This window comes from Streptomyces sp. NPDC049887, assembly GCF_040656535.1.
Classification (GTDB): domain Bacteria; phylum Actinomycetota; class Actinomycetes; order Streptomycetales; family Streptomycetaceae; genus Streptomyces.
In genome coordinates this window covers 51113-71672 of the sequence record NZ_JBFAMM010000016.1, presented here as the reverse complement: position 1 = coordinate 71672, position 20560 = coordinate 51113, and the positions used below count along the sequence as shown (strand labels likewise).

At 74.1% G+C, this 20560-nt stretch carries 15 protein-coding genes; 8 read left to right on the top strand and 7 right to left on the bottom strand.

The features are described 5' to 3' along the window. Positions 1 to 256: 256 nt before the first annotated feature. Positions 257 to 1942 (top strand): serine hydrolase, encoded by a 1686-nt coding sequence (locus AB0J10_RS20470; RefSeq protein ID WP_363063659.1) that lies wholly within the window; start codon positions 257 to 259, stop codon positions 1940 to 1942. A 238-nt stretch (positions 1943 to 2180) separates the two neighbouring features. On the opposite strand, the gene AB0J10_RS20465 is transcribed toward AB0J10_RS20470, so the two are convergent. Further along, complete coding sequence (locus AB0J10_RS20465) at positions 2181 to 3161, bottom strand: NADP-dependent oxidoreductase (RefSeq protein WP_363063513.1); 981 nt, start codon at positions 3159 to 3161, stop codon at positions 2181 to 2183. Between the two features lie 95 nt (positions 3162 to 3256). Here AB0J10_RS20465 and AB0J10_RS20460 point away from each other — a divergent pair, with 95 nt between their 5' ends. Next, on the top strand, positions 3257 to 4360 hold the full coding sequence (locus AB0J10_RS20460) for a helix-turn-helix domain-containing protein (protein ID WP_363063511.1): 1104 nt from the start codon (positions 3257 to 3259) through the stop codon (positions 4358 to 4360). Positions 4361 to 4420: 60 nt separating this feature from the next. Here AB0J10_RS20460 and AB0J10_RS20455 read toward each other — a convergent pair whose 3' ends face one another. The 4 genes from AB0J10_RS20455 to AB0J10_RS20440 form a co-directional block, all read right to left on the bottom strand. Beyond that, on the bottom strand, positions 4421 to 5986 hold the full coding sequence (locus tag AB0J10_RS20455; protein ID WP_363063509.1) for an NAD(P)/FAD-dependent oxidoreductase: 1566 nt from the start codon (positions 5984 to 5986) through the stop codon (positions 4421 to 4423). A gap of 221 nt (positions 5987 to 6207) precedes the next feature. Then, entirely contained in the window at positions 6208 to 7545 is a 1338-nt protein-coding gene (locus AB0J10_RS20450) for a DUF2252 domain-containing protein (protein ID WP_363063507.1), read from the bottom strand. Between the two features lie 204 nt (positions 7546 to 7749). Next, the gene (locus tag AB0J10_RS20445) at positions 7750 to 9978 is read right to left on the bottom strand and encodes a serine/threonine-protein kinase (protein WP_363063505.1); all 2229 of its coding nucleotides are present in this window, start codon (positions 9976 to 9978) and stop codon (positions 7750 to 7752) included. 26 nt (positions 9979 to 10004) lie between these two features. Continuing rightward, a complete protein-coding gene (locus AB0J10_RS20440) occupies positions 10005 to 10865 on the bottom strand; it encodes an oxygenase MpaB family protein (protein ID WP_363063503.1) in 861 nt (286 codons plus the stop codon). Between the two features lie 495 nt (positions 10866 to 11360). Between AB0J10_RS20440 and AB0J10_RS20435 the strand changes: the two genes are divergently transcribed. The 3 genes from AB0J10_RS20435 (at position 11361) to AB0J10_RS20425 (ending at position 13810) form a co-directional block, all read left to right on the top strand. Beyond that, entirely contained in the window at positions 11361 to 11654 is a 294-nt protein-coding gene (locus AB0J10_RS20435) for an SHOCT domain-containing protein (RefSeq protein WP_363063501.1), read from the top strand. Between the two features lie 258 nt (positions 11655 to 11912). Next, positions 11913 to 12806, top strand: a complete 894-nt coding sequence (locus AB0J10_RS20430) for a universal stress protein (protein WP_363063499.1) — start codon at positions 11913 to 11915, stop codon at positions 12804 to 12806. A 20-nt stretch (positions 12807 to 12826) separates the two neighbouring features. Continuing rightward, entirely contained in the window at positions 12827 to 13810 is a 984-nt protein-coding gene (locus AB0J10_RS20425; protein ID WP_363063497.1) for a nitroreductase, read from the top strand. Positions 13811 to 13833: 23 nt separating this feature from the next. Here the strand turns inward: AB0J10_RS20425 and AB0J10_RS20420 are convergent, their stop codons facing one another. After that, positions 13834 to 14760: a universal stress protein gene (locus AB0J10_RS20420; protein WP_363063494.1), complete on the bottom strand. Its 927-nt coding sequence runs from the start codon at positions 14758 to 14760 to the stop codon at positions 13834 to 13836. Positions 14761 to 15016: 256 nt separating this feature from the next. Here AB0J10_RS20420 and AB0J10_RS20415 point away from each other — a divergent pair, with 256 nt between their 5' ends. The 3 genes from AB0J10_RS20415 to sulP all read left to right on the top strand — a co-directional run bounded on the left by AB0J10_RS20415 (position 15017) and on the right by sulP (position 18689). Further along, entirely contained in the window at positions 15017 to 15655 is a 639-nt protein-coding gene (locus AB0J10_RS20415) for a hypothetical protein (RefSeq protein ID WP_363063492.1), read from the top strand. Positions 15656 to 15805: 150 nt separating this feature from the next. Then, positions 15806 to 16696, top strand: coding sequence for a universal stress protein (locus AB0J10_RS20410; protein ID WP_363063490.1), 891 nt, complete (start codon positions 15806 to 15808; stop codon positions 16694 to 16696). Between the two features lie 280 nt (positions 16697 to 16976). Further along, positions 16977 to 18689 carry a sulfate permease gene (gene sulP, locus AB0J10_RS20405; protein ID WP_363063657.1) on the top strand — a complete coding sequence of 571 codons (1713 nt, stop codon included), beginning with the start codon at positions 16977 to 16979 and terminating at the stop codon, positions 18687 to 18689. A 402-nt stretch (positions 18690 to 19091) separates the two neighbouring features. Here sulP and AB0J10_RS20400 read toward each other — a convergent pair whose 3' ends face one another. After that, positions 19092 to 20270, bottom strand: coding sequence for an acyl-CoA dehydrogenase family protein (locus tag AB0J10_RS20400; protein WP_363063488.1), 1179 nt, complete (start codon positions 20268 to 20270; stop codon positions 19092 to 19094). Between the last annotated feature and the right edge of the window lie 290 nt (positions 20271 to 20560).

Below are 20560 nucleotides of genomic sequence, written 5' to 3'. Positions count from 1 at the left end.
AGAGATTTTCTGATGCAGTGTCAGATCATTGAGTCGCCTTGACGCATTCCCGTCCCGGTAAGAAGGCTTCACGTGTCGCATGGTCACCCGGAGGAATCCTTCAGGGAGGGTGAGGTATGACGGAGGCCTCGGCAGGCGGAGGGATCGGCCGCCGCCGGTTCGGCGGCGGGCCGGCCGCACCGGGAGCAGCTTCCCCGGAGCCACGCATGGGAGGTACCCCCAGGTGATCGAACCCGTCCCGGGAGCCGCAGCGGCGGTGCCGGCCGCGGGCGGAGGCGGCGGACGACGGCGGACGACGCTGCGGCACGGTACGCCCGAGCGGGCCGGGCTCGTCGCAGGGCATCTGGACCGGCTGGTCACGGACGCCGAGACCTTCCTCTCCCCCTCCCCCCGGCGCCCTTGGTACGCCGGGGCCGTCCTGCTCGCCGGCCGCGGCGGCACGGTCGCCCTGCACCATCCGATCGGCAGGGCCCTGCGCTACTCGGCCTACGACGAGAGGACCGACACCGGCGTGGAGTTGCCGCCGGAGCGGCAGATCCCCATGACCCGGGACACCGTGTTCGACCTGGCGTCGGTGTCGAAGCTGTTCACGTCGATCCTGGCGGTGCAGCAGATCGAACGGGGCACGCTGGGGCTGGAACAGAAGGTCGCCTCGTACCTGCCGGAGTTCGGGGCGGCGGGCAAGCAGGACGTCACCGTACGGCAACTGCTCACCCACACCTCGGGGTTGCGGGCCTGGATCCCCCTCTTCAAGGAGCCCACGCACGCGGGCCGGCTCCGGCTGCTGTGGAACGAGGCACCCATCAGCCCTCCGGGCACCAGATACCGCTACTCCGACCTGAACCTGATCGTGCTTCAGCTGGTCCTGGAGGAGATCACCGGCCGCCGCCTGGACTCCCTCCTGCGGGAGGACGTCACGGAGCCGCTCGGCATGGACCGGACCCGGTTCAACCCGCCCGCCCCCTGGCGTCCGGGGATCGCGGCGACCGAGGACGCCCGACTGCCGTGGTCGGGTCTGGACCGCGGGCTGGTGTGGGGCGAGGTGCACGACGAGAACGCCCACGCGTTCGGCGGGGTCGCAGGGCACGCCGGGGTGTTCTCCGACGCCTGGGACCTGGCCGTCCTCGCCCGTACCCTGCTCAACGGGGGCGCGTACGGGCGGGCCCGCATCCTCTCCCCGGAGTCGGTGGAACTGCTGTTCACCGACGCCAACACCGCGTTCCCCGGCGACGGGCACGGGCTCGGCTTCGAGCTGTACCAGCACTGGTTCATGGGCGCGATGGCCACGCCACGCACCGCCGGACACACCGGCTTCACCGGCACCAGTCTCGTACTCGACCCGTCGACGGACTCGTTCCTGATCGTCCTCGGCAACTCCGTCCATCCGGTGCGCACATGGCGCTCCGGCAGCGCGCCGCGCGTCGCCGCCGCGAACAACCTCGCCCGTGCCGTCCCGGTACGTCCCGCGCACGGGCGAACCGCCTGGTTCGCCGGGATGGTCCCGGCCACCACCGCGAGGCTGGTACTGCCCGAGGTCATCCCCTCCTCCGGGCGCGCCCGGTTGCGGTGCTCCCTGTGGTGGGACACCCAACCCGGCTCCGGCAAGGTGTTCCTGGAGGCGTCAGCCGACGGGGGGACGACCTGGCAGGCGCTGCCGTTCGAGACCCGGCGCCGGGGAGAGGACGCGGAGACCCGCCACGAGGGCTGGGTCACCGGGTGGTCGGGCCGGGTCTGGCACGGCGTCGAGGCTGATCTGTCGGCCTGGCACGGCCGGCCTCTCCGGCTGTGCTGGCGGTGCACGACGGACCCGTCGCACACCGGGCGCGGCGCGTACGTGGACGGCCTGCGGATCGACGACGGCGGCAGGACTCTCTTCGACGAGTCCCGGGCAGGCGACGCGGCGCGGATCGAGGCGGCCGGCTGGAGCCCGTCCGCCGACTGAGGTCCCGCGGAGGGTCCCGGGCGCGGCCTCGGGCCCGTCCCCGGGGGCCGCCGCGGTCGGCCGCAAGGCCCGGGGGGCCGGGCCGCCGCGGTCGGCCGCGGGGCCGGGGCGGGCCGGAACCCCTGCCCCGGCCCGCCTGTGCCGCCCGAGTGAGTCTTCACGCGGAAGGAACTCGGCAGGCACTTTCCCGACGGCCACGGGACACGCAACGGGGTTTCCGCGTCAACGGGGTCCCGAATCAGGCGTCCACGACCGTGAGCACGATCTTCCCCCGGGTGCGTCCGGTCTCGCCCAGGCGGTGGGCGTCGGCGGCGCGCTCCAGCGGCAGCACGGCCTCGACGACGGGACGCAGCCTTCCCTCCACCGCCAGCGACGCGAGGGCGCGCATCCCGGTGGAGTCCGGTTCCACCAGCGTGAATCCGGTGCGGATACCCCTCGGTGCGGTCCCGTCCGGGGCGGGCACCTCGTCGGGCGAGGGCAGCGTGAGGAGCGTGCCGCCCTCGCGCAGCACCTGCAGGGACCGGTGGCCGTAGTCCCCGCCGACCGAGTCCAGGACGATGTCGACGTCCTGGTTCCGGAGCACGGCCGTGAAGTCGTGCCGGGTGTAGTCGATGAGTTCGTCCGCGCCCAGTTCCTTCAGCAGTGCGTGCTTCTCCTCGCGGGCGGTGCCGATGACGTACGCGCCGCGGGCCGCGGCGATCTGGACGGCCAGATGGCCGACACCGCCCGCCGCCGCGTGGACGAGCACCCGCCGGCCTGGGGCGAGACCCGCGGTCTCCACGAGGGACTGCCAGGCGGTGAGGCCGGCCAGCGGCAGGGCGGCCGCCTCCACATGGCTCAGGGCCGCGGGCTTGGGCACGAAGTGCCGGGCCGGGCCGGTGACGTACTCGGCGTAGCCGCCGGCCTGGCGCGGGAACTCCGGCATGCCGAACACCTCGTCGCCCGGGCGGTGGACGGTGACGCCCGGCCCCACGGCCTCGACGACGCCGGAGACGTCGTGCCCGAGCACCGGCGGCTCACCGTGCATCCCGAAGCCTCCGGTGGCGCGCGTCTTCCAGTCGATGGGGTTGACCCCGGCCGCGTGCACCCGCACCAGGATCTCCGTGGGGCCCGGGGCCGGCCGGGCGAGGGTCACCTCGCGCAGCACCTCGGGTCCGCCCCAGGCGGCCGGGCTGATCGCGCGCATCGTGGCGCCGGTGTCGATGTCGGTGTCGTGCATGAGAGGTCCTTTCCGTTCTCCGTACGCCTCCACCATCGGCGCTCGTGACCCCGCCCAGAACTGGCCGGATGGCCATGATGTGACAGAATCCGGCCATGGGTAGTTCGGGACGGGACACGGGACGCGCCACGGACCGCGCGACGGAGCGGCGGAAGGCGAGCGATGAGTGGGACGTGTACGACGGCTGCGTCGTACCGCCCGGGCCGGACCCCCACCGCGTGGTGGTCCTGGCCCTCGACGGGGTCATGACCTTCGAACTCGGCATCCCCGCCCGGATCTTCGGCAGCGCCCGGTCCTCGGGCGGGACGGCGCTGTACGAGGTCGTCGTCTGCACCCCGGACGGCGGACCCGTCCGCACCGAGGCGGGCTTCTCGATCGACGTGGCCCACGGCCCCGAGGCACTGGAGAGCGCCGACACCGTGATCGTCGCACCGACCCACCGGCTGGGCGGCATCGCCGAGGAGGGGGTACTACCGGCGCCGCTGGCGCAGGCCCTCGCACGGATCCGGCCGGGCACCCGCACGGTGTCGATCTGCACGGGCGCCTTCGTCCTCGCCGCGGCGGGACTGCTCGACGGCCGGCCCGCCACGACCCACTGGGCGGAGGCGGAGCACTTCCGGCGGCTGTTCCCGCGGGTGCGGTTCGACGAGGACGTGCTCTTCGTCGACGACGGCGACCTGCTCAGCTCGGCCGGCGCGGCGGCCGGCGTCGACGTGTGCCTGCACCTGGTGCGGCGCGACCACGGCAGCGCGCTCGCCAATCAGGTGGCCCGCCGCTGCATCGTCCCGCCGTGGCGCGACGGCGGCCAGGCCCAGTACATCGAGCGGCCCGTGCCCGAGCCCACGACTGCCACCACCGCGCCCACCCGGGCCTGGGCGCTGGAGCGGCTGGAACGCCCGCTGACACTGGGCGAGCTGGCCGCGCACGCGCGGATGAGCGTGCGGACGTTCACCCGGCGGTTCCGCGACGAGGCGGGAGTCACCCCCGGCCAGTGGCTCACCGCACAGCGGGTCGAGGTGGCCAAGCAACTGCTGGAGACCAGCGATCTGTCGATCGACCTGGTGGCCGACCGCGCCGGCTTCGGCAGCGCCAACTCGCTGCGGCAGCACATGCGTGGACTCGTCGGCGTCTCCCCGGCCGCCTACCGGCGCACCTTCCACACCGCGATGGCCTCCGGCCGGGCCGCGGCCGGGCCCTGACCGCCGCGGGGCGGCAGGCGGGCGGCCGGATCCGGGCCGACCGCCACCAGGGACCGACGGTCAGCGACCCAGTGCCGCCATCGCCGCGTTGTGGCCCGGGATGCCGCTCACACCACCGCCGCGCACGGCTCCGGCGCCGCAGAGCAGCACATTGGCGTGGGCCGTCTCCACTCCCCAGCGGCCGGTCGAGCCGTCCGCCCAGGGGAAGGCGAGGTCGCGGTGGAAGATGTGCCCTCCCGGAAGCCTCAGATCGTGCTCCAGATCCAGCGGGGTCTTCGCTTCGATGCAGGGACGCCCCGCCTCGTCGAGCGCCAGACAGTCGGTGATCGGCTCGTCCAGATGGGCGTCGAGCTCGGCGAGGGTCGCCTTGAGCAGCGTGTCACGGGTCGCGTCCGGCGCCTCGGCGAACAGCCGGGCCGGCGTGTGGAGCCCGAACAGGGTCAGGGTCTGGTAGCCCTGGGCGGCAAGTTCGGGGCCGAGGACGGACGGGTCGGTCAGCGAGTGGCAGTAGATCTCCGACGGCGGCGCCTCGGGCAGGCGCCCCGCCGCGGCCTGGGCGTAGGCCGCCGCCAGCCGGCCGTAGCCCTCGGAGATGTGGAAGGTACCGGAGAACGCCTGCCGCGGATCGACGGAGCGGTCCCGCAGCCGGGGCAGTCGTCGCAGCAGCATGTTGACCTTGAGCTGGGCACCCTCGGCCGGGGGCGGGGCGGGCTCGCCGAGAAGGGCGGACAGGGCCTGCGGGGAGGCGTTGACCAGCACCTTGCGGGCGGCGACCGTGCCCTCGCGGTCGCCCGTGCGGAAGACGACCTCCGCGGCCGTACCGTCGGTCTCGACGCGGACCGCCTCGTGGCCGGTGACGATCTCGGCGCCGGCCGCACGGGCCGCCCCTGCGAGCGCGTCGGTCAGCGCGCCCATCCCTCCGACGGGCACGTCCCAGTCGCCGGTGCCGTTGCCGATGACGTGGTAGAGGAAGCAGCGGTTCTGCACCAGCGACGGGTCGTGGGCGTCCGCGAACGTGCCGATCAGCGCGTCGGTCAGGACGACGCCGCGGACCAGGTCGTCGGCGAAGTTCTCCTCGATCGCGGCGCCGATGGGCTCCTCGAACAGCATCCGCCACGCAGTCTCGTCGCCGACCCGCTCCCGCAGTTCCCCGCGGGTCGGCAGCGGCTCCGTCAGCGTGGGGAAGACCCTCTCGGCGACCTGCCTGGTCCGGTCGTAGAACGCCTCCCAGGCGTTGTACTCGCGGTCGGAGCCGGTGAGGGCCGCGAACGACTCGCGCGTACGGTCGCCGCCGACGAGCAGTCCGGTGGCCCGGCCGTCGCGCACGACCGGGGTGTACGAGGAGACGGTGCGCTTGCGGACCGAGAACGCCAGCCCGAGGTCGCGGACGATGCCGGCGGGCAGCAGGGACACCAGGTACGAGTAGCGGGACAGCCGGGCGTCGACCCCTGCGAACGGGCGGGTGGAGACGGCCGCTCCCCCGGTGTTCCCGAGGCGCTCGAGGACCAGGACGGTGCGCCCCGCACGGGCCAGATAGGCGGCGGCGACCAGTCCGTTGTGGCCGCCGCCGACGATGACGGCGTCGTACACGGACCGGCTGAACGATTCGGAGGAGGCTGCAGGCATGCCTCTTGGTAACACGCGATGATCGCGCGGGCCAGAGAGCGGCGTCACGTTTGCGGTCCGGGACCGCGTACTTCCCCGAGACGGAAGGGGCAGCGCCGCGGGGCTGTCCCGGCTGCGGGAAGGAGCCCCGGACCGCGCAGGCGGCTCGGGGCCGCGGGGAGGACCGGGACGCGGGACGAGTCGCGCACCCGGAAGGCGCCGCGGGTTTCGTGAGGGCGGCCTCAGAGGCCCTGGGCGGCCTCGACCGACCCGGATCCGATGGCCGCGACGAGGGCCCGGTGGTCCTCGAAGGTCCGGTCCGCGTAGGCCACCGCGAAGTCGCCCATCGCCCGGTCGAAGGTGTCGGACGCGCCGAGGTACGCGGCGATCGCGATGCGCTCCCCGGACCGGGCGTGGGCCCGGGCCAGCGCCCTGCCGCAGAGCGCCGCGTAGTCGCGCAGCAGCGTCGGTGACATCGTCGCGACGTCCGCCGAGCCCTTCATGTCCCTCAGCTGGCGCCAGTAGAAGTGCCGGCCCCCCGGACCGCTGACCCAGCCGAGGAAGATGTCGCTCGCCGCCTGCAGCAACCGCTGGCCGGCGACGACCCGCTGGCCCTGGTGGCGGTAGGCGGACTTCGGCAGATGGGGCTCCAGCACGGACCGCTGGGCCTCCTTGATCTGCAGGAACAGCGGGTCCTCCGTGTCCCGTCCGGTCATCAGCGCGACGAAGCAGCGCGTCCCGACGCTGCCGACCCCGACGACCTTGCGGGCCGCCTCGACGAACCGGTACCGGTCCAGCAGGACCCTGCGGTCCTCGGGCAGAGTGCTGCGGTAGTCGCTGAGGATCTTGCGCACGGAGGCCGCGTCGAGCCCGGCCACAGCTTCGAGCAGCGGGGGGTCCTGCACGATCCGGCGCCGTCCGCCGACGACCTCGGTCAGCTTCTCCAGGGCCTGCAGACTCGTCCGGCGCCGCGCCTTGGCCAGCCGGGCCGCGAGGCGCGCCCGCTCCAGGTCGCGCACGAGGGGCACCAGGTCCTCGGCCGCGATGCGCTCGTACCAGACGTCGAGCTCACCGAGCCCGGCGAGGTGACGCATGGACAGCCGGTACGACTCGGCCGCCGCCCGTGCGGCCCGCCGCGCCCCCGCGTCCGGCTGGCCGTTGTCCCGTGCGGCGACGGCGACGCTGGCGACGAGGCGTTTCACGTCCCATTCGAAGGGGCCCGGCAGGGTCTCGTCGAAGTCGTTGAGGTCGAACAGCAGGGTGCGTTCGGGCGAGGCGAAGACCCCGAAGTTCAGCAGATGGGCGTCGCCGCAGAGCTGGACCCGGAGACCGGTGCTCCGCTGGACGGCGAGATCGGCGGCCATCACGGCCGGAGCACCGCGCAGATAGGTGAACGGCGAGACGGCCATCCGCCCGTACCGCACGGGCACCAGGTCCGGCTCGCGGGACTTGGCCTGGTCCTCCAGCACCGAGATCGGATCCGGCCGGTCGGCGGCCGGGATCCAGCGCCCGTGGGAGGACCGCGGCACCTCCTTGCGCACGGCGCGGCCGCGTTCCCTCTCCTCGGCCAGGTCCGTCATGGTCACAGTGTGCGGTCGCGGCGGGAACGCCGCGACGCGGGGCGACGTGCCGGTGACGGACACGGAGGCTCGCACGGCCGAGGGCCCGCACGGCGGCTCGCCGGCGCGGATCCGCCCGGCCGGCCCGGGTGCCGCGAGGGTCGCCGAGTTCTTCGGAATGACGGCGGCGTTCTCGTCGAAGCCGCCCGCCGCCGGGCAGGACGGTCAGCCCGCCCCGCTCTGTCGGCGGAGCGCCGCGACGCGGCGGTAGAGCTCGGCCGCCTCGCCCCCGCGGCCGAGCTGCTCCAGGCAGTGAGCCTGGTCGTTGCGGCTGGCCAGGGCATCGGGGTGGCCGGCACCGAGGACGCGTTCGCGGGACTCGGCCACCTGCTCGTAGACGGCCAGCGCGTCGCTCCAGCGGCCCAGCCAGCCGAGGCCGACCGCCACCTCACGGCGGCTGACGAGGGTGTCCGGGTGGTCGGGCCCGAGGACCCGCTCACGGACCGCGCAGACGTCGCGGGCCTCGGCCAGCGCCTCCTCCCAGCGGTCGAGCCGGCCCAGGTTGACGCCGAGCCCGTGGCGGGCCCGCAGGGTCTCCGGGTCGGCGGCGCCGTGGACCCTGGTGCGGTCGGTCACCAGCGCCCGGTACTGCTCCAGCGCCTCGGCGCTCCGTCCCAGACGGCCGAGGCTGATCCCGATCTCGTAGCGCGCGGCGAGGGTGTCCGGGTGGTCGGGGCCGAGCGCCTGCACACGGGCCCCCGCCACGTCCCGGTAGGTCTGCAGGGCTTCGGTCCAGCGGCCCAGCTGACCGAGGGCGTACGCGACCTCGTACCGGGTGGCGAGCGTGTCCGGATGCCCGGCGCCCAGCACCCTGCTGCGCGCCGCGGCCACCTCCTCCGCCATGCGGTACGAGTCCTCGAGCCGGCCGAGACGGCTCAGGTTGAAGGCGAGATTGTGACGGCAGCGCAGGGTGTCGGGGTGCTCCGGCCCGACGGTTCGTTCCCGGGAGGCGAGCACCGACGTGTACAACTGGTGCGCCTCGAAGTGCCGGCCGAGCCGGCCGAGGACGTACGCCATCTCCTGACGGGCGGCCAGGGTCTCCGGGTGGTCGGGGCCAAGGGCTCGTTCGCGGCCCTCGGAGACGCGGCCGAACTCGCGGAGCGCGTCGGCCGCCCGGCCGGTCCTGCTCAGCGTGAAGCCGACCTCGTACCGGCTGGCGAGGGTGTCCGGGTGGTCGGGGCCGAGCGCGTGCTCGCGTTCGGTGGCGACGGCGCGGTGCACCTCGCCCGCCTCCTCCCAGCGGCCGAGCCGGCCGAGGCTGAGACCGGCGTTGTGCCGTCCGGTGAGGACGGCCAGCAGTTCCGGCGACGGGGTGGGCCTCTCCGGTCGGGGCAGTCGCACGGGCGCGGGACCGCGCAGATCGACGCCGGTGGTCCATTCGCCGGTCAGGCCCGCCGTGAGGTCGGGGGGCAGAGCCCGCAGCGCGGGGACGGTGACCGCCTTGTGACCGCTCGTCATGCCGCGCGTCCAGGACGGCAGCCCCGGTTCTCCGCCGCCGTGCCCAAGCAGGGGCGGTGGCGCGGTTCCGGCGGCGGGCGTGTCCGTCACTCGCCCGGCGCCGATCCTGCGGCGCAGGTCCTTGGCGTCGGCGGGCCGCTCCTCGGGCGTCTTGGCGAGCAGATCGAGGACGATCTCGTCGATGAAGCCGGGGAGTTCCGGCCGGTGGCTGCGCAGCGGCCGGGGCGCGGTGTCCCGGTGGCCGACGAGGACGGACCAGGAGTCGCCGAGGTCGAAGGGCGGCGCGCCGGTGGCGATCTCGTACAGCACGCACCCCAGCGAGTACAGATCGCTGCGGTGGTCGACGTGGCCCCCGCCGATCTGCTCGGGGGACATGTAGTGGGGGGTGCCCATGGCGATGCCCGTGCCGGTGAGCCGGGACGTGAAACCGATGTCGTGGCCGAGCCGGGCGATGCCGAAGTCGCAGATCTTCACCGTGCCGTCGGTGAGCCGCATGATGTTGGCGGGTTTCAGGTCCCGGTGGACGATGTTCTGTTCATGGGTGTAGGCGAGGGCGTCGGCGACCTGGTCGGCTATGTCGACGACGTCGGACACCGGCAGCGGATGCTGCTCGTTGTCCTCCATCAGCTGGCTGAGGTTGCGGCCCTCGAGCAGTTCCATCACCAGGTAGAGCACGCCCTCGTGCTCGCCGAAGTCGTGGACGACGGTCACGCCGCGGTGCTGCAGGGCGGCGGCCACCCTGGCCTCCCTGCGGAAGCGCTCCCGCAGCACCCGTATGAACGTCTGGTCGTGCTGCGGACCGAGCGGTTTGAGGCATTTGACCGCGACCCGCCTGCCCAACGACTCGTCGCGGGCCTGCCACACCTCACCCATGCCGCCCCGACCGATCAGTTCAAGCAGCCGGTACCGGCCCTGGATCAGCCTGGTGTCCGCCATCGCGTGGTGTCGCCCCCGTCGCTTCGCTACGCCCTCCCCGGCCCGTCCAGTATGGCCGCCTGTCTGCGCAGTTTGTACGGTGCGGGCCTGCTCCCGGGCCCGAGTCGCGCCATCGCCTTCAAGATGTGACCTGGCGGCAGCTGCCAGCGCACGCGTGAGGGGACGCAGCGCAGGGCGGTTCCGGTGGCGGAGAGCCGCCGGGTGACGCGTCCGGGAGGGGGAGCGGACCGGCCGTAGAGGTCGTGCGCGTACGGGGGCAGCGCGTCGTAGGCGAGCGCGGCGACGCGCCGCCAGACCAGTTCACGCGCCGGGACGAGCAGCGTGTGGACGGGCGGGCGGCGCAGGAAGTCGTCGACGACGCGGGCGTCCGCACCGGCTTCCAGCTCGGGCCGTACGGCGGCGAAGTAGCCGGCGAGCGCCGCCCTGGTGGCGGGGACGGCGGCCGGGTCGAGTCCGACGAGGCGGGCGCTGGTCCGGTGCTCGTCGACGTACCGGTCCGCCTGGGAGTCGGTGAGGGGGAACCCGGAACGCCGAAGGACGTCCAGGTACGAGTCCACCTCGGCGCAGTGCACCCAGAGCAGCAGGTCGGGATCGTCCACGCCGAGGAGCCGGTGGATCCGCTTGACGCGGGCACCGGCCCGCTCCGCCGCCTCGGTGGTGCCGTAGGAGATGGTGCCGACGAAGTCCGCCGTGCGCAGCAGCCGGCCCCACGCGTCCCTGCGGAAGTCGCTGTTGACCATGACTCCGCGTACGGCGCGCGGGTGCAGGGCCTGGAGGTAGAGCGCGCGGACCCCGGCGATCCACATCATGGGGTCGCCGTGCATCTGCCAGGTGACCGACGCGGGGCCGAACAGGCCCGGGTCCCGGTCGTCGGCTTCGCCGCTCATACGTCGACCCTGCCCCGTGGACCCGGTCGGCACGCACGCGTCCGCGCGTCCTGGCGGCTCCCGTCGGGGGCGGCGAACGCGGTGGCCCGGGCGGACGATCCGCCGGCCGTCGACGGCGGCGGCTCCTTCGGCAACGCGCCGTCCACGTCCCCGTCGCGCACGACCAGGACTGCGGGCCGGTCGCTGAGCGTACCGGGCCGCGCCCCGCCCGTGCGTGCCGCGCTCCCGTCCGCGCTTACGACACGGGGATTCGACCGCGGCCGACCGGGGCCGGCAGGGGCCGGACGGACCGCTCGGCGGGGTCCGGTGGCCCCGCGGCGCGCCCCCCGGGGAGCGGACGGCGGCCTCAGGACCCCCGGGAGGGGCCGAGGGCCCGCTCACGGAGGGACGGCCGGGGTGCCCGGCGGGGCCGTTCGGCCCTCGCCCCCGCACCGCCACGCGCCGGATCGTGGAGAGGTACGGGGGGATCCACGACATGGCGAGGAGGAACCGGTCATGTACTGGTACGGCCACGGCCCGGGAGGCTGGTTCATCGCACTCATGGCCGTCGGAACGGCGGCCTTCCTCATCGTGCTGCTGCTCGGGGTCTACCTCCTGGTCCGCCGGACCGGAGAGGTCGGCGCACCGCAGGGAGGAACCGAGCGGCGCCGGGCGAGCCGTGCGGATTCACCGACACGTGCGGAGGAGATCCTCGCGGAGCGATACGCCCACGGTGACATCGACGACGAGGAGTACCGCAGGCGCGCGGAAACCCTCCGGAGCCTCGACGGCCCCGCTCAACAGGGCTGACCGCGGCACACGGGCTCCGGCCGCGCGACCGTGACGGCTTCCGGACCGGCGGTCGAGCGGAAGAACGGAGGACCGTTCGGCCTGGACGGGCGAAGACACGGGTCCGTCCCGGCGGACGGCCCGGGCCCGCCCCGGCGGACCGACCTGCCGGGTCGTTCGGCCCTCGTGTCCGGGCCCGGCGGCCCGCCCGCACGGCCGGAGTCCCGGTCGGGCAGGAAGCACGGCCGCGAGGCCGACCCCCGAAGGAGGCGTACGGACATGACCCGCCCCGTGACCGTGGGAGTGGACGGCTTCCGCGAGAGCCGCGCCGCCGCGGACTGGGCCGCGAAGGAGGCCCTGTTGCGCGAGGCTCCCCTGCGCGTGGTGCACGCGGACGAGTGGCCGCGTGTACCGGCCATGCCTCCCGTCGACCGGGAGGAGCACCGGCGCTCGGCCGACACCGTGCTCGAAGACGCCGCCGGCGAACTGCGCCGGAGGTACCCCGAGCTGGCGGTGTCGGCGCGGCGCCCGACCGGCCGGGCGGCCGCCGTCCTCGCCGTCGAAGCCGCCGATTCCCAGCTACTGGTGCTCGGGTCACGCGGGCGCGGCGCCCTCGCGGGATTCCTCGTCGGCTCGGTCGGCACGGCGACCGTCGGGCTCACCGACACGCCCGTCGTGCTCGTACGCCCCCCTGCCGAGTCCCCTTCCGGAAGTGCGCAGCCGCGCCCGCCGGGGGACGTCGCGGTGGGACGGGACGTGGTGGTGGGTGTCGACATCCACGAGACCGCCGACGCGGTGCTCGCCTTCGCCTTCGACGAGGCGGCACGGAGGGGCTGCGGCGTCCGCGCCGTGCACGGCTGGTCGTTGCCGTTCACGTTCGGCCACGCGCCCGGGGTCGATCCCGGTGTCCGGCAGGAGGTCGCCGACGGCATCGCCGGCGCCGTCGTCGAACTGCTGCGGCCGTGGCGGGGGCTGTACCCCTCGGTCAAGGCCGAGGAACGGGTCCTCGTCGGAGCCCCCGCCGAACAACTGCTGCGCGAAGCCGCCGACGCGGAGCTCGTGGTCGTCGGCCGGCGCATCCGGAGGGCCCCGGTCGGCGGGCACCTCGGCCACGTCGCCCACGCCGTACTCCACCACGCCACCGCTCCGGTGGCCGTCATCGCACACGACTGATCCCCGCCCTGGAGCGTCTCATGACCGCAGAACCCCTCGGGACGGCCGTCCTCACCTCCCTCGTCCGGGACGCCACGGCGGCCCCGTCCATGCACAACGCCCAGCCGTGGAGGTTCCGGTACGACGCGGGGCGCGGCGCGATCCGGCTCTACGGGGACCCGCGACGGGCCATGCCGAGTTCCGACCCGCAGAAGCGCGCCCTGCACCTCGGGTGCGGTGCCGCGCTGTTCAATCTGAGAGTGGCGGCCGCGCACGCGGGAAGGGACCCGGACGCGGTGCTGCTCCCCGACGCCGACGAACCGTGGCTCCTGGCGGAGGTCCGGCTGAACCGCCCGGTGCGCCGGGACGACGACCTCGCCGCGCTCCACCCGGCGATTCACCGGCGGCACACCAGTCGTTTCCCGTTCACCGACGAAGACGTCCCCAGCGGCGTTCTGGACGGACTGCGCGCCGCGGCACGGCTGGAGGGCGCGCGGCTGCACATGCCCGGCGCCTGGCATGTGCAGGAGGTCCTGGACCTGCTGCACGACGCCGAGAGCCGCGAGTCGCTCGACCCGGAGGCACGGGAGGAACTGCTGCGCTGGACCGGCACGCCGGGCGCCGCGTCGGCCGGGGAGGGCATCCCCGCGCCCGCCTTCGGCCCCCGGCAGCACGATGTCACCGCCCCGGTACGGGACTTCGCGGCCGGACGGACCGTGGCCGGCCGTGGCAGCGCGACGTTCGAGAAGCGGCCCCGGCTCGCCCTGTTGGGGACGTCCGACGACGGGCCCCTCGACTGGCTCAGGGCCGGGCAGGCGCTGGAACGCGTGCTGCTCCAGGCCACCTTGGACGGTCTCGTCACCTCGCTGACCTCCCAGGCACTGGAGTGGCGCGAACTCCGCTGGGCGCTGCGCGATCCCGTCTCCTCCATGGGGCATGTGCAGATGGTGATCCGGCTCGGGTACGGCCCGGAGGGCCCGGCGACTCCCCGCCGCGCCGTCGAGGACGTGCTGGAGACGGCGTAGGAGAGGTCGAGCCGGGCCGGGCGTCAGGCATGGGCGACGACGGCCACCGGTGAGCCGCAGTGGTGGATCACCGCATGGGTCACGGGCCCGACGTGGGCCCCGATGCGCCCCGTGCGGATCCGCCGCCCCACGACCACCAGAGCGGCACCGTCGGCGGCGTGCAGCAACTGCTCGGAGGCTCCGCCCACGGGCGTGAGTTCGTCGACGTCGACCGACGGGTACTTCTGCCGCCAGGGGGCGAGGACGTTCCTGAGTGCTCTGACGACGTCCGGCCGCATCTCCTGCAGGGCCATGTCGAGGGCCAGCGCGTCCCGCCCGAACGGCGGGAGCATCCAGGAGTGCACCGCCCGAAGGCGTCCGCCGCGCAGGGCCGCCTCGCCGAAGGCGAAGTCCAGCACCGGTTCGCACGCGTCGTGGACGTCCACACCGACGACCACCGGCCCGGAAGCACCGGCCAGCTCGCCGGACCGGGCCGGGCGCGGCCCGCTGTTCGCGTGCGGCTCCGCACGGGGCAGATCCTCCGCGTACGCCTCCGTGCGAGGCTCGTTCCCCGGCCTTACGAGGACGACCGGACGGTCCGTCCCGACGATCGTCGCCATCGCGACGGACCCGAGGAGAAAGCCCCGGACGCTCCCCAGGCCGCGGGAGCCCAGCACCACCAGCCCGGACGTGGCCGCTTCGCGGGCCAGCACGGCCGGGGGCCGCCCGGACAGCCGTTGCGTGCGGACCTCGAGTCCCGGGTTTCCGCCCCGCAGGGCTCGCGCCGTGCCGGCCAGCACGTCGTCGAAGGCGTCCCCTTCGTCCGGGCCGGGCCGTGGTGGATCGGGCGAGTCCGCCACCAGCACCAGACGCAGGGTGGCCGTCCGCAGCAGCGCCTCACGGGCCGCCCACTCCGCCGCCGCGGCACTCTCGGCCGATCCGTCCAGACCGACGGTCACATGCTGCAGCATCGGCGACCTCCTCGGGGCGGCGTGACGACGGGGAAGGCGTGACGATGGAATGACGCGACCGCGATGCCCGCAGGACTCAGCCTTCCCCTCCGGGAGCGGTGACGGCAGAGTCCGAACGGCCCCCGGAAGGGCCGACCGGCCCGGGGAGGGGGACGGTCGCCCCTACGCGGCGCCCGGGCGGAGGCCGGAGAGTGGGGTCAGCGCGACCATCACACCGGTTTTACGAGCCACGGGCGGTTCAGCAGGGAGGCCCGTCATGGCGCATGATCTCTCCGAGCCCCGGCGGCAGGGGACCGCGAGGCACGGCCTGTGGCGGCATCTGCGCCGCGCCACGGGCCGGGACACGGGACCCCTCGTCCGACCCGCCGATCGCGCGCACAGCCGTCTGGTGACGGGCTGCGCACTCGCCGTGGTGGCGGCACTGGTACTCGCCGCCCTCGCCGCATGGGGGACCTGGAGCGCCGAGCACCGGCGTGCGCTGGACGACCGGCAGCAGCGCCGGCAGGTCACGGCGACCACCGTGACGCGCGCGGCTGCGAGGACGAGCGAGAGCGGCTCCGGATTCGCCGACGCGGCGCTCGCCGAGGCCATCTGGAAGGGACCGGGGAAGGCCCCGCACAAGGGCGTCGTGGAGGTACCGCTCGGCACACCGGCCGGAAGCCCCGTCCGGATCTGGGTCGACGACGACGGCGGGGTCACGAGGAGTCCCCGTACGGACACGGACGTGATCATGGCCACGGCGCTGGCAGGCACGTCGGTGTTCGCCCTCCTCTCGGCCGCTTCCCTGGGCGTCTTCACCCTCGGTGCCCGCCGGCTCGAACGGCGGACACTGGAGACGTGGGAAGCGGAGTGGAGCGTCGTCGAGCCGCGGTGGTCCGGCCGCCCGGGGACCTGATCCGGGGCGGTCCGCGAAGGGCGCGGACTGGCCGGCCGGCGGGAGCCGGGGCCGCGCGGGGCGGGGCGGGGGCAGCGCAGCGGCCGGGCCGTGCGAGGAGGTCCGGAGCCCGGGGCACCGCCCCCGGACGGACGACGACGAGAGGGAGCCATGGACGCCCGAGCCGGGAACCACGGGGCCGGGAACGACGCCACCGGGGACCGCGAGGTGATCGTCGGTCTGGACCCCCGGGACCGGTCACGCGCGGCGATCTCCTGGGCGGCGGAGGAGGCCGCGCTCAGGGGCATCCCGCTGAGACTCGTGGTGGCGGTGCCCTGGCTGGTGGACACCCGGCGCGTCGACGCCGAACCGCGGCGTCTGTCCCTGCGCGCACAGGCCGGGCAGATGCTGGAGTCCGCGGCGTCGTGGGCCTCGGACGAGTACGCGCTCGCGGAACTGGTCATGGAGGTCTACGACGGAAGTCCCGTCGCCGCGCTGACCGCCGGATCCCGTCACGCGCAAACGGTCGTGGTGGGTTCCCGCGGTCTCAACCGCCTGGAGGAGGTGCTCAGCGCCGGTTCGGTCGTCGTGCCCCTCACCGCCCGGGCCCGGTGTCCGGTCGTCGTGGTGCGCGAACCGCCGGCCGGACGGGCCCGGCGACCGCGCCTGGTCGTGGGGGTCGACACCCGGTCCCCGTCCGCCGCCGCCCTGGGGTTCGCCTTCGACGAGGCGGCCGTTCGTGGCGTCGCACTCGACGCGGTGTCCGTGACCGAGCCGCCAGTGCTGCCCTTCACTCGCCGCAAGCGGGCGGGAGAGAGGCAGCGCGGGCTGCTCGACCGGGCCATGGCCGACTGGTCGGGGAGGTATCCGGGCGTGGCGGTCACCGAGGAGGTACTGAGCGGCGACCCGGTGGAGGAACTGGTGAGGGCTTCCACGTCGGCGGTCGCCGTCGTCGTGGGCCGGTCGCACCGCCGTGCCGGGACCGGGATCAGAGTCGGACGGGTGGTGCACGGGCTTCTGCACCGTGCGGGCTGCCCGGTCGTCGTCGTTCCCCCGCAGTAGGCTGACCCGGCCCGGCACGGGTGCGCCGTCCCGCCCTCTCCGGGCCGTCGGTGCGTGGCGGGCCGCACGCGCCGGTGCGGCAGCGTGTGCGGGGCGAGTCCGGAGAAGGAGGCCGCCATGGATCACGACTGCGGTCAGCGGCGCGCGCACCCGGTCCCCGCGGCCGGACGCGAAGTCCGCCGGTCAGGCGGGAACCGCCGGCAGATGTCCCCTCCGTGCCGCCGGGGCGCGTTCGTCCTCGCTCGCCTCTCGTACGCCGCGTCGGCCCGTGGCTGACCGGATCGCCGGCTCGGGCGGCGGCCTGCACCGCGCCGTTCCCGGCCTCGCGGTGCCCGGAGCGTACCGGCGGGACTGGCTGCGCGGTGACCTGCTCGCCGGGGTCACCGTCGCCGCCTACCTCGTACCCCAGGTCATGGCGTACGCGAGCGTCGCGGGCCTGCCGCCGGTCGTGGGGCTGTGGGCGATGCTTCCGAGCCTCGCCCTGTACGCACTGCTCGGCTCGTCCCGGCTGATGTCGGTCGGTCCCGAGTCGACGACCGCGCTGATGACGGCGGCGGTCGTCGCGCCGCTCGCCGGGGGCGACCCCGTGCGGTACGCCGTCCTGGCCTCCGCGCTGGCCGTCACCGTCGGGCTGATGTGCCTGGTGGCGTGGGCGGCCCGGCTGGGGTTCGTCGCGGATCTGCTGTCACGGCCCGTCCTGGTCGGCTATCTCACCGGTGTGGCGCTGATCATGATGGTCGATCAGCTGACCGAGCTGACGGGTGTGCCGACGGAAGGGTCGGGCTTCTTCCCGCAGCTGGGCTCCTTCCTGTCACACCTGCCCGAGGCTCATCCGGGAACGGTCGCCCTCAGCGCCGTGGCCCTGCTTCTGCTCTTCTCGGCACTGCGGCTGCCCCGCGCCTTTCCCGGTCCGCTGCTGGTGGTGGCGCTCGGTACGGCCGCCGTGGCGGTGTTCGGCCTGCAGGCCCGCGGAATCGCGGTGGTCGGGGACATCCCCGCCGGTCTGCCGGGCTTCGCCCTGCCGGACCTCGGCGAGATCCCGCGGCTGCTCCTGCCCGCCGTGGGGGTGCTGCTCGTCGGCTACACCGACTTCATCCTCACGGCACGCGCCTTCGTCACGGACGACGACGGACCGCGCCTGGACCCCAACCAGGAGCTGCTGGCCCTGGGCGCGGCGAATCTCGGCGCCGGTGTCCTGCGGGGGTTCCCGGTGAGCAGCAGCGCGAGCCGGACCGCTCTCGCCCGGTCGACGGGGGCACGTACCCAGGTGTACGGGCTGGTCGCCGGTGCCGCCGTGGTGGCGGTGCTGCTTTTCCTCAGTCCGTTGCTCCGCAGCACGCCGACGGCCGTGCTGGGAGCGCTGGTCGTCTACGCGGCGGTCCGGATGATCGACCTCGCCGGGTACCGGCGTCTGGCCTCCTTCCGCCGCCGGGAGCTGCTGCTGGCGCTCGGCTGCCTCGTCGGGGTGCTCCTCCTGGGCATCCTGTACGGCGTGCTGCTGGCGGTCGCCCTGTCGGTGGCCGAGCTGCTGAGCCGGGTCGCGCGCCCGCACGACGCCGTCCAGGGTCTGGTGCCGGGCATCGCGGGCATGCACGACGTGGACGACTACCCCGAGGCGCGGGTCGTCCCCGGGCTGCTGGTGTACCGCTACGACTCGCCGTTGTTCTTCGCCAACGCGGAGGACTTCCGCCGCCGGGCCCTGGCCGCCGTGGACGAACAGGACTGCCCTGTGCGGTGGTTCGTGCTCAACACCGAGGCGAACGTGGCGGTCGACATCACCGCCCTCGACTCCGTCGACTCCGTGCGCGAGGAACTGACCGGCCGGGGAATCGTCTTCGCCCTCGCCCGTGTCAAGCAGGACCTTCGTGCGGAACTGGACGCCTACGGGCTGACCGCGTCGGTCGGCGAGGACCGGATCTTCCCCACGCTGCCGACGGCGCTGGAGGCGTACCGGTCCTGGGTGCGTGAGCAGAGGAACGGTTCCGAGCAGTAGGAGGAGAGCCCGGGCGGCAGGCGGAGAGCCGCACGGCGGGCGGGGTGCGCGGTCACTGCCGGCCGGGCGTGCGGTGGCGAAGGCGGGACGGCCGGCGGGAACGGCAGGGTCACGGTCGTCCACGAGGAGGGCACGATCGAGCCGAAGGACGCGCGGGCGGTGGCGGCGGTCCGGGAGTCCCGCGTGCTCGAACAGGTAGGGGGTGGGTGATCCGGAACTTGCGGGCGGGAATCCAGCTCGCCATGGCGAAGCGGTGCACCACGGTGGCCACCACGGCCATCAGCCACAGCCAGGGGACGGCTACGGACGAGAGCACTGCGATCCTTCCGCGGGAGCGACCAGGGACTGGTGGCAAACGCCGGCCTCCGCCGGTCCGTCCACGCAGTGGACCATGTATTGAGGTCAGCGCCTGACTCGCGGCATTCCGAGCCCGATCCAGGAGATGATCTCGCGCTGGATCTCGTTGTTGCCACCGCCGAAGGTGAAGATCACGGCGGACCGGTAACCGCGCTCCAGCTCACCGTGCAGGACGGCGCCGGCCGAGCCCTCCTTGAGCGGGCCGGCCGCCCCGACGACCTCCATCAGCCAGGCATACGCGTCGCGGCGGGCCTCCGACCCGTAGACCTTCACGGCCGAGGCGTCCTGCGGGGTGAGCGTGCCGTCCTGGACGGCGCCGACCATCTGCCAGTTGAGCAGCTTCATCGCATCGAGCCGGACGTGCGTGCGGGCGAGGCGGCCCCGCACCCAGCCGAGGTCGATGACACGCCTTCCGTCGGCGAGCTCGGTCGCCGACGCCCAGCGCTGCACGTCGTGGAGGGCGCGGATGGCCATGGTGCCGTGGGCGGCCAGGGTGACGCGCTCGTGATTGAGCTGATTGGTGATCAGCCGCCACCCGTTGTTCTCCTCGCCCACCCGGCGGGAGACGGGCACCCTGACGTCCTCGTAGTGGCTGGCGGTCGTGTCGTGCGAGGCGAGCGTGTTGATGAGCGTGCAGGAGTAGCCCGGATCGGACGTCGGCACGAGCAGCATGGTGATTCCCTTGTGCGGCGGGGCGTCCGGGTCGGTCCGGACGGCGAGCCACACCCAGTCCGCCGTGTCGCCGTTCGTGGTCCAGATCTTCTGGCCGTTGACGACGTAGGCGTCGCCCTCGCGCACGGCACGGGTCGTGAGCGAGGCGAGATCCGTGCCGGCGCCCGGCTCGCTGTAGCCGATGGCGAAGTCGATCTCTCCGGAGAGAATCCGTGGCAGGAAGTACGCCTTCTGCTCGCCGGTGCCGTACCGCATGATCGTCGGGCCGACGGTGTTGAGGGCCATGAGCGGGAGCGGTACGCCCGCCTGGGCCGCCTCGTCGAAGAAGATGAACTGTTCCATAGGCGTCAGCCCGCGCCCGCCGTACTCCTCCGGCCAACCGACGCCGAGCCAGCCGTCGGCACCGAGGCGGCGGATCGTCTCCCGGTAGAAGCGCTTCCGCACGGCGGGGTCCGCGTGGCGGGCGAAGGCGTTGTCGGGAACGAGTCCGTCGAAGTAGGCACGCAGCTCGGCGCGCAACTGCTGCTGTCCCGGCGTGTATTCCAGGTGCACGGGTCCCTCCAGGCGTCTCGTGCCGGCGTGCGTCCCTGCGGCGGCACAGAGTAGAACGCGTTTCAGGAATCCGGAAGAGACATGCGCGGGCAGGAAACGCCGGGGCTCGCTCCCCCGCAGACCGGGCGGTCGCACCAGGTCGCCCCCGCCGTCCGCCGCCCCACCGCCGCCGCCGTCGGGCACGGCGACGCCACCGCCGCGCTGCCGGATCCGACCCCCGCCGCTGCCGCCACCGGTCACGGCGGCGACCCGCCCCCGCACGACAGGGCCTGCCGCAACCCGCGTGCGCG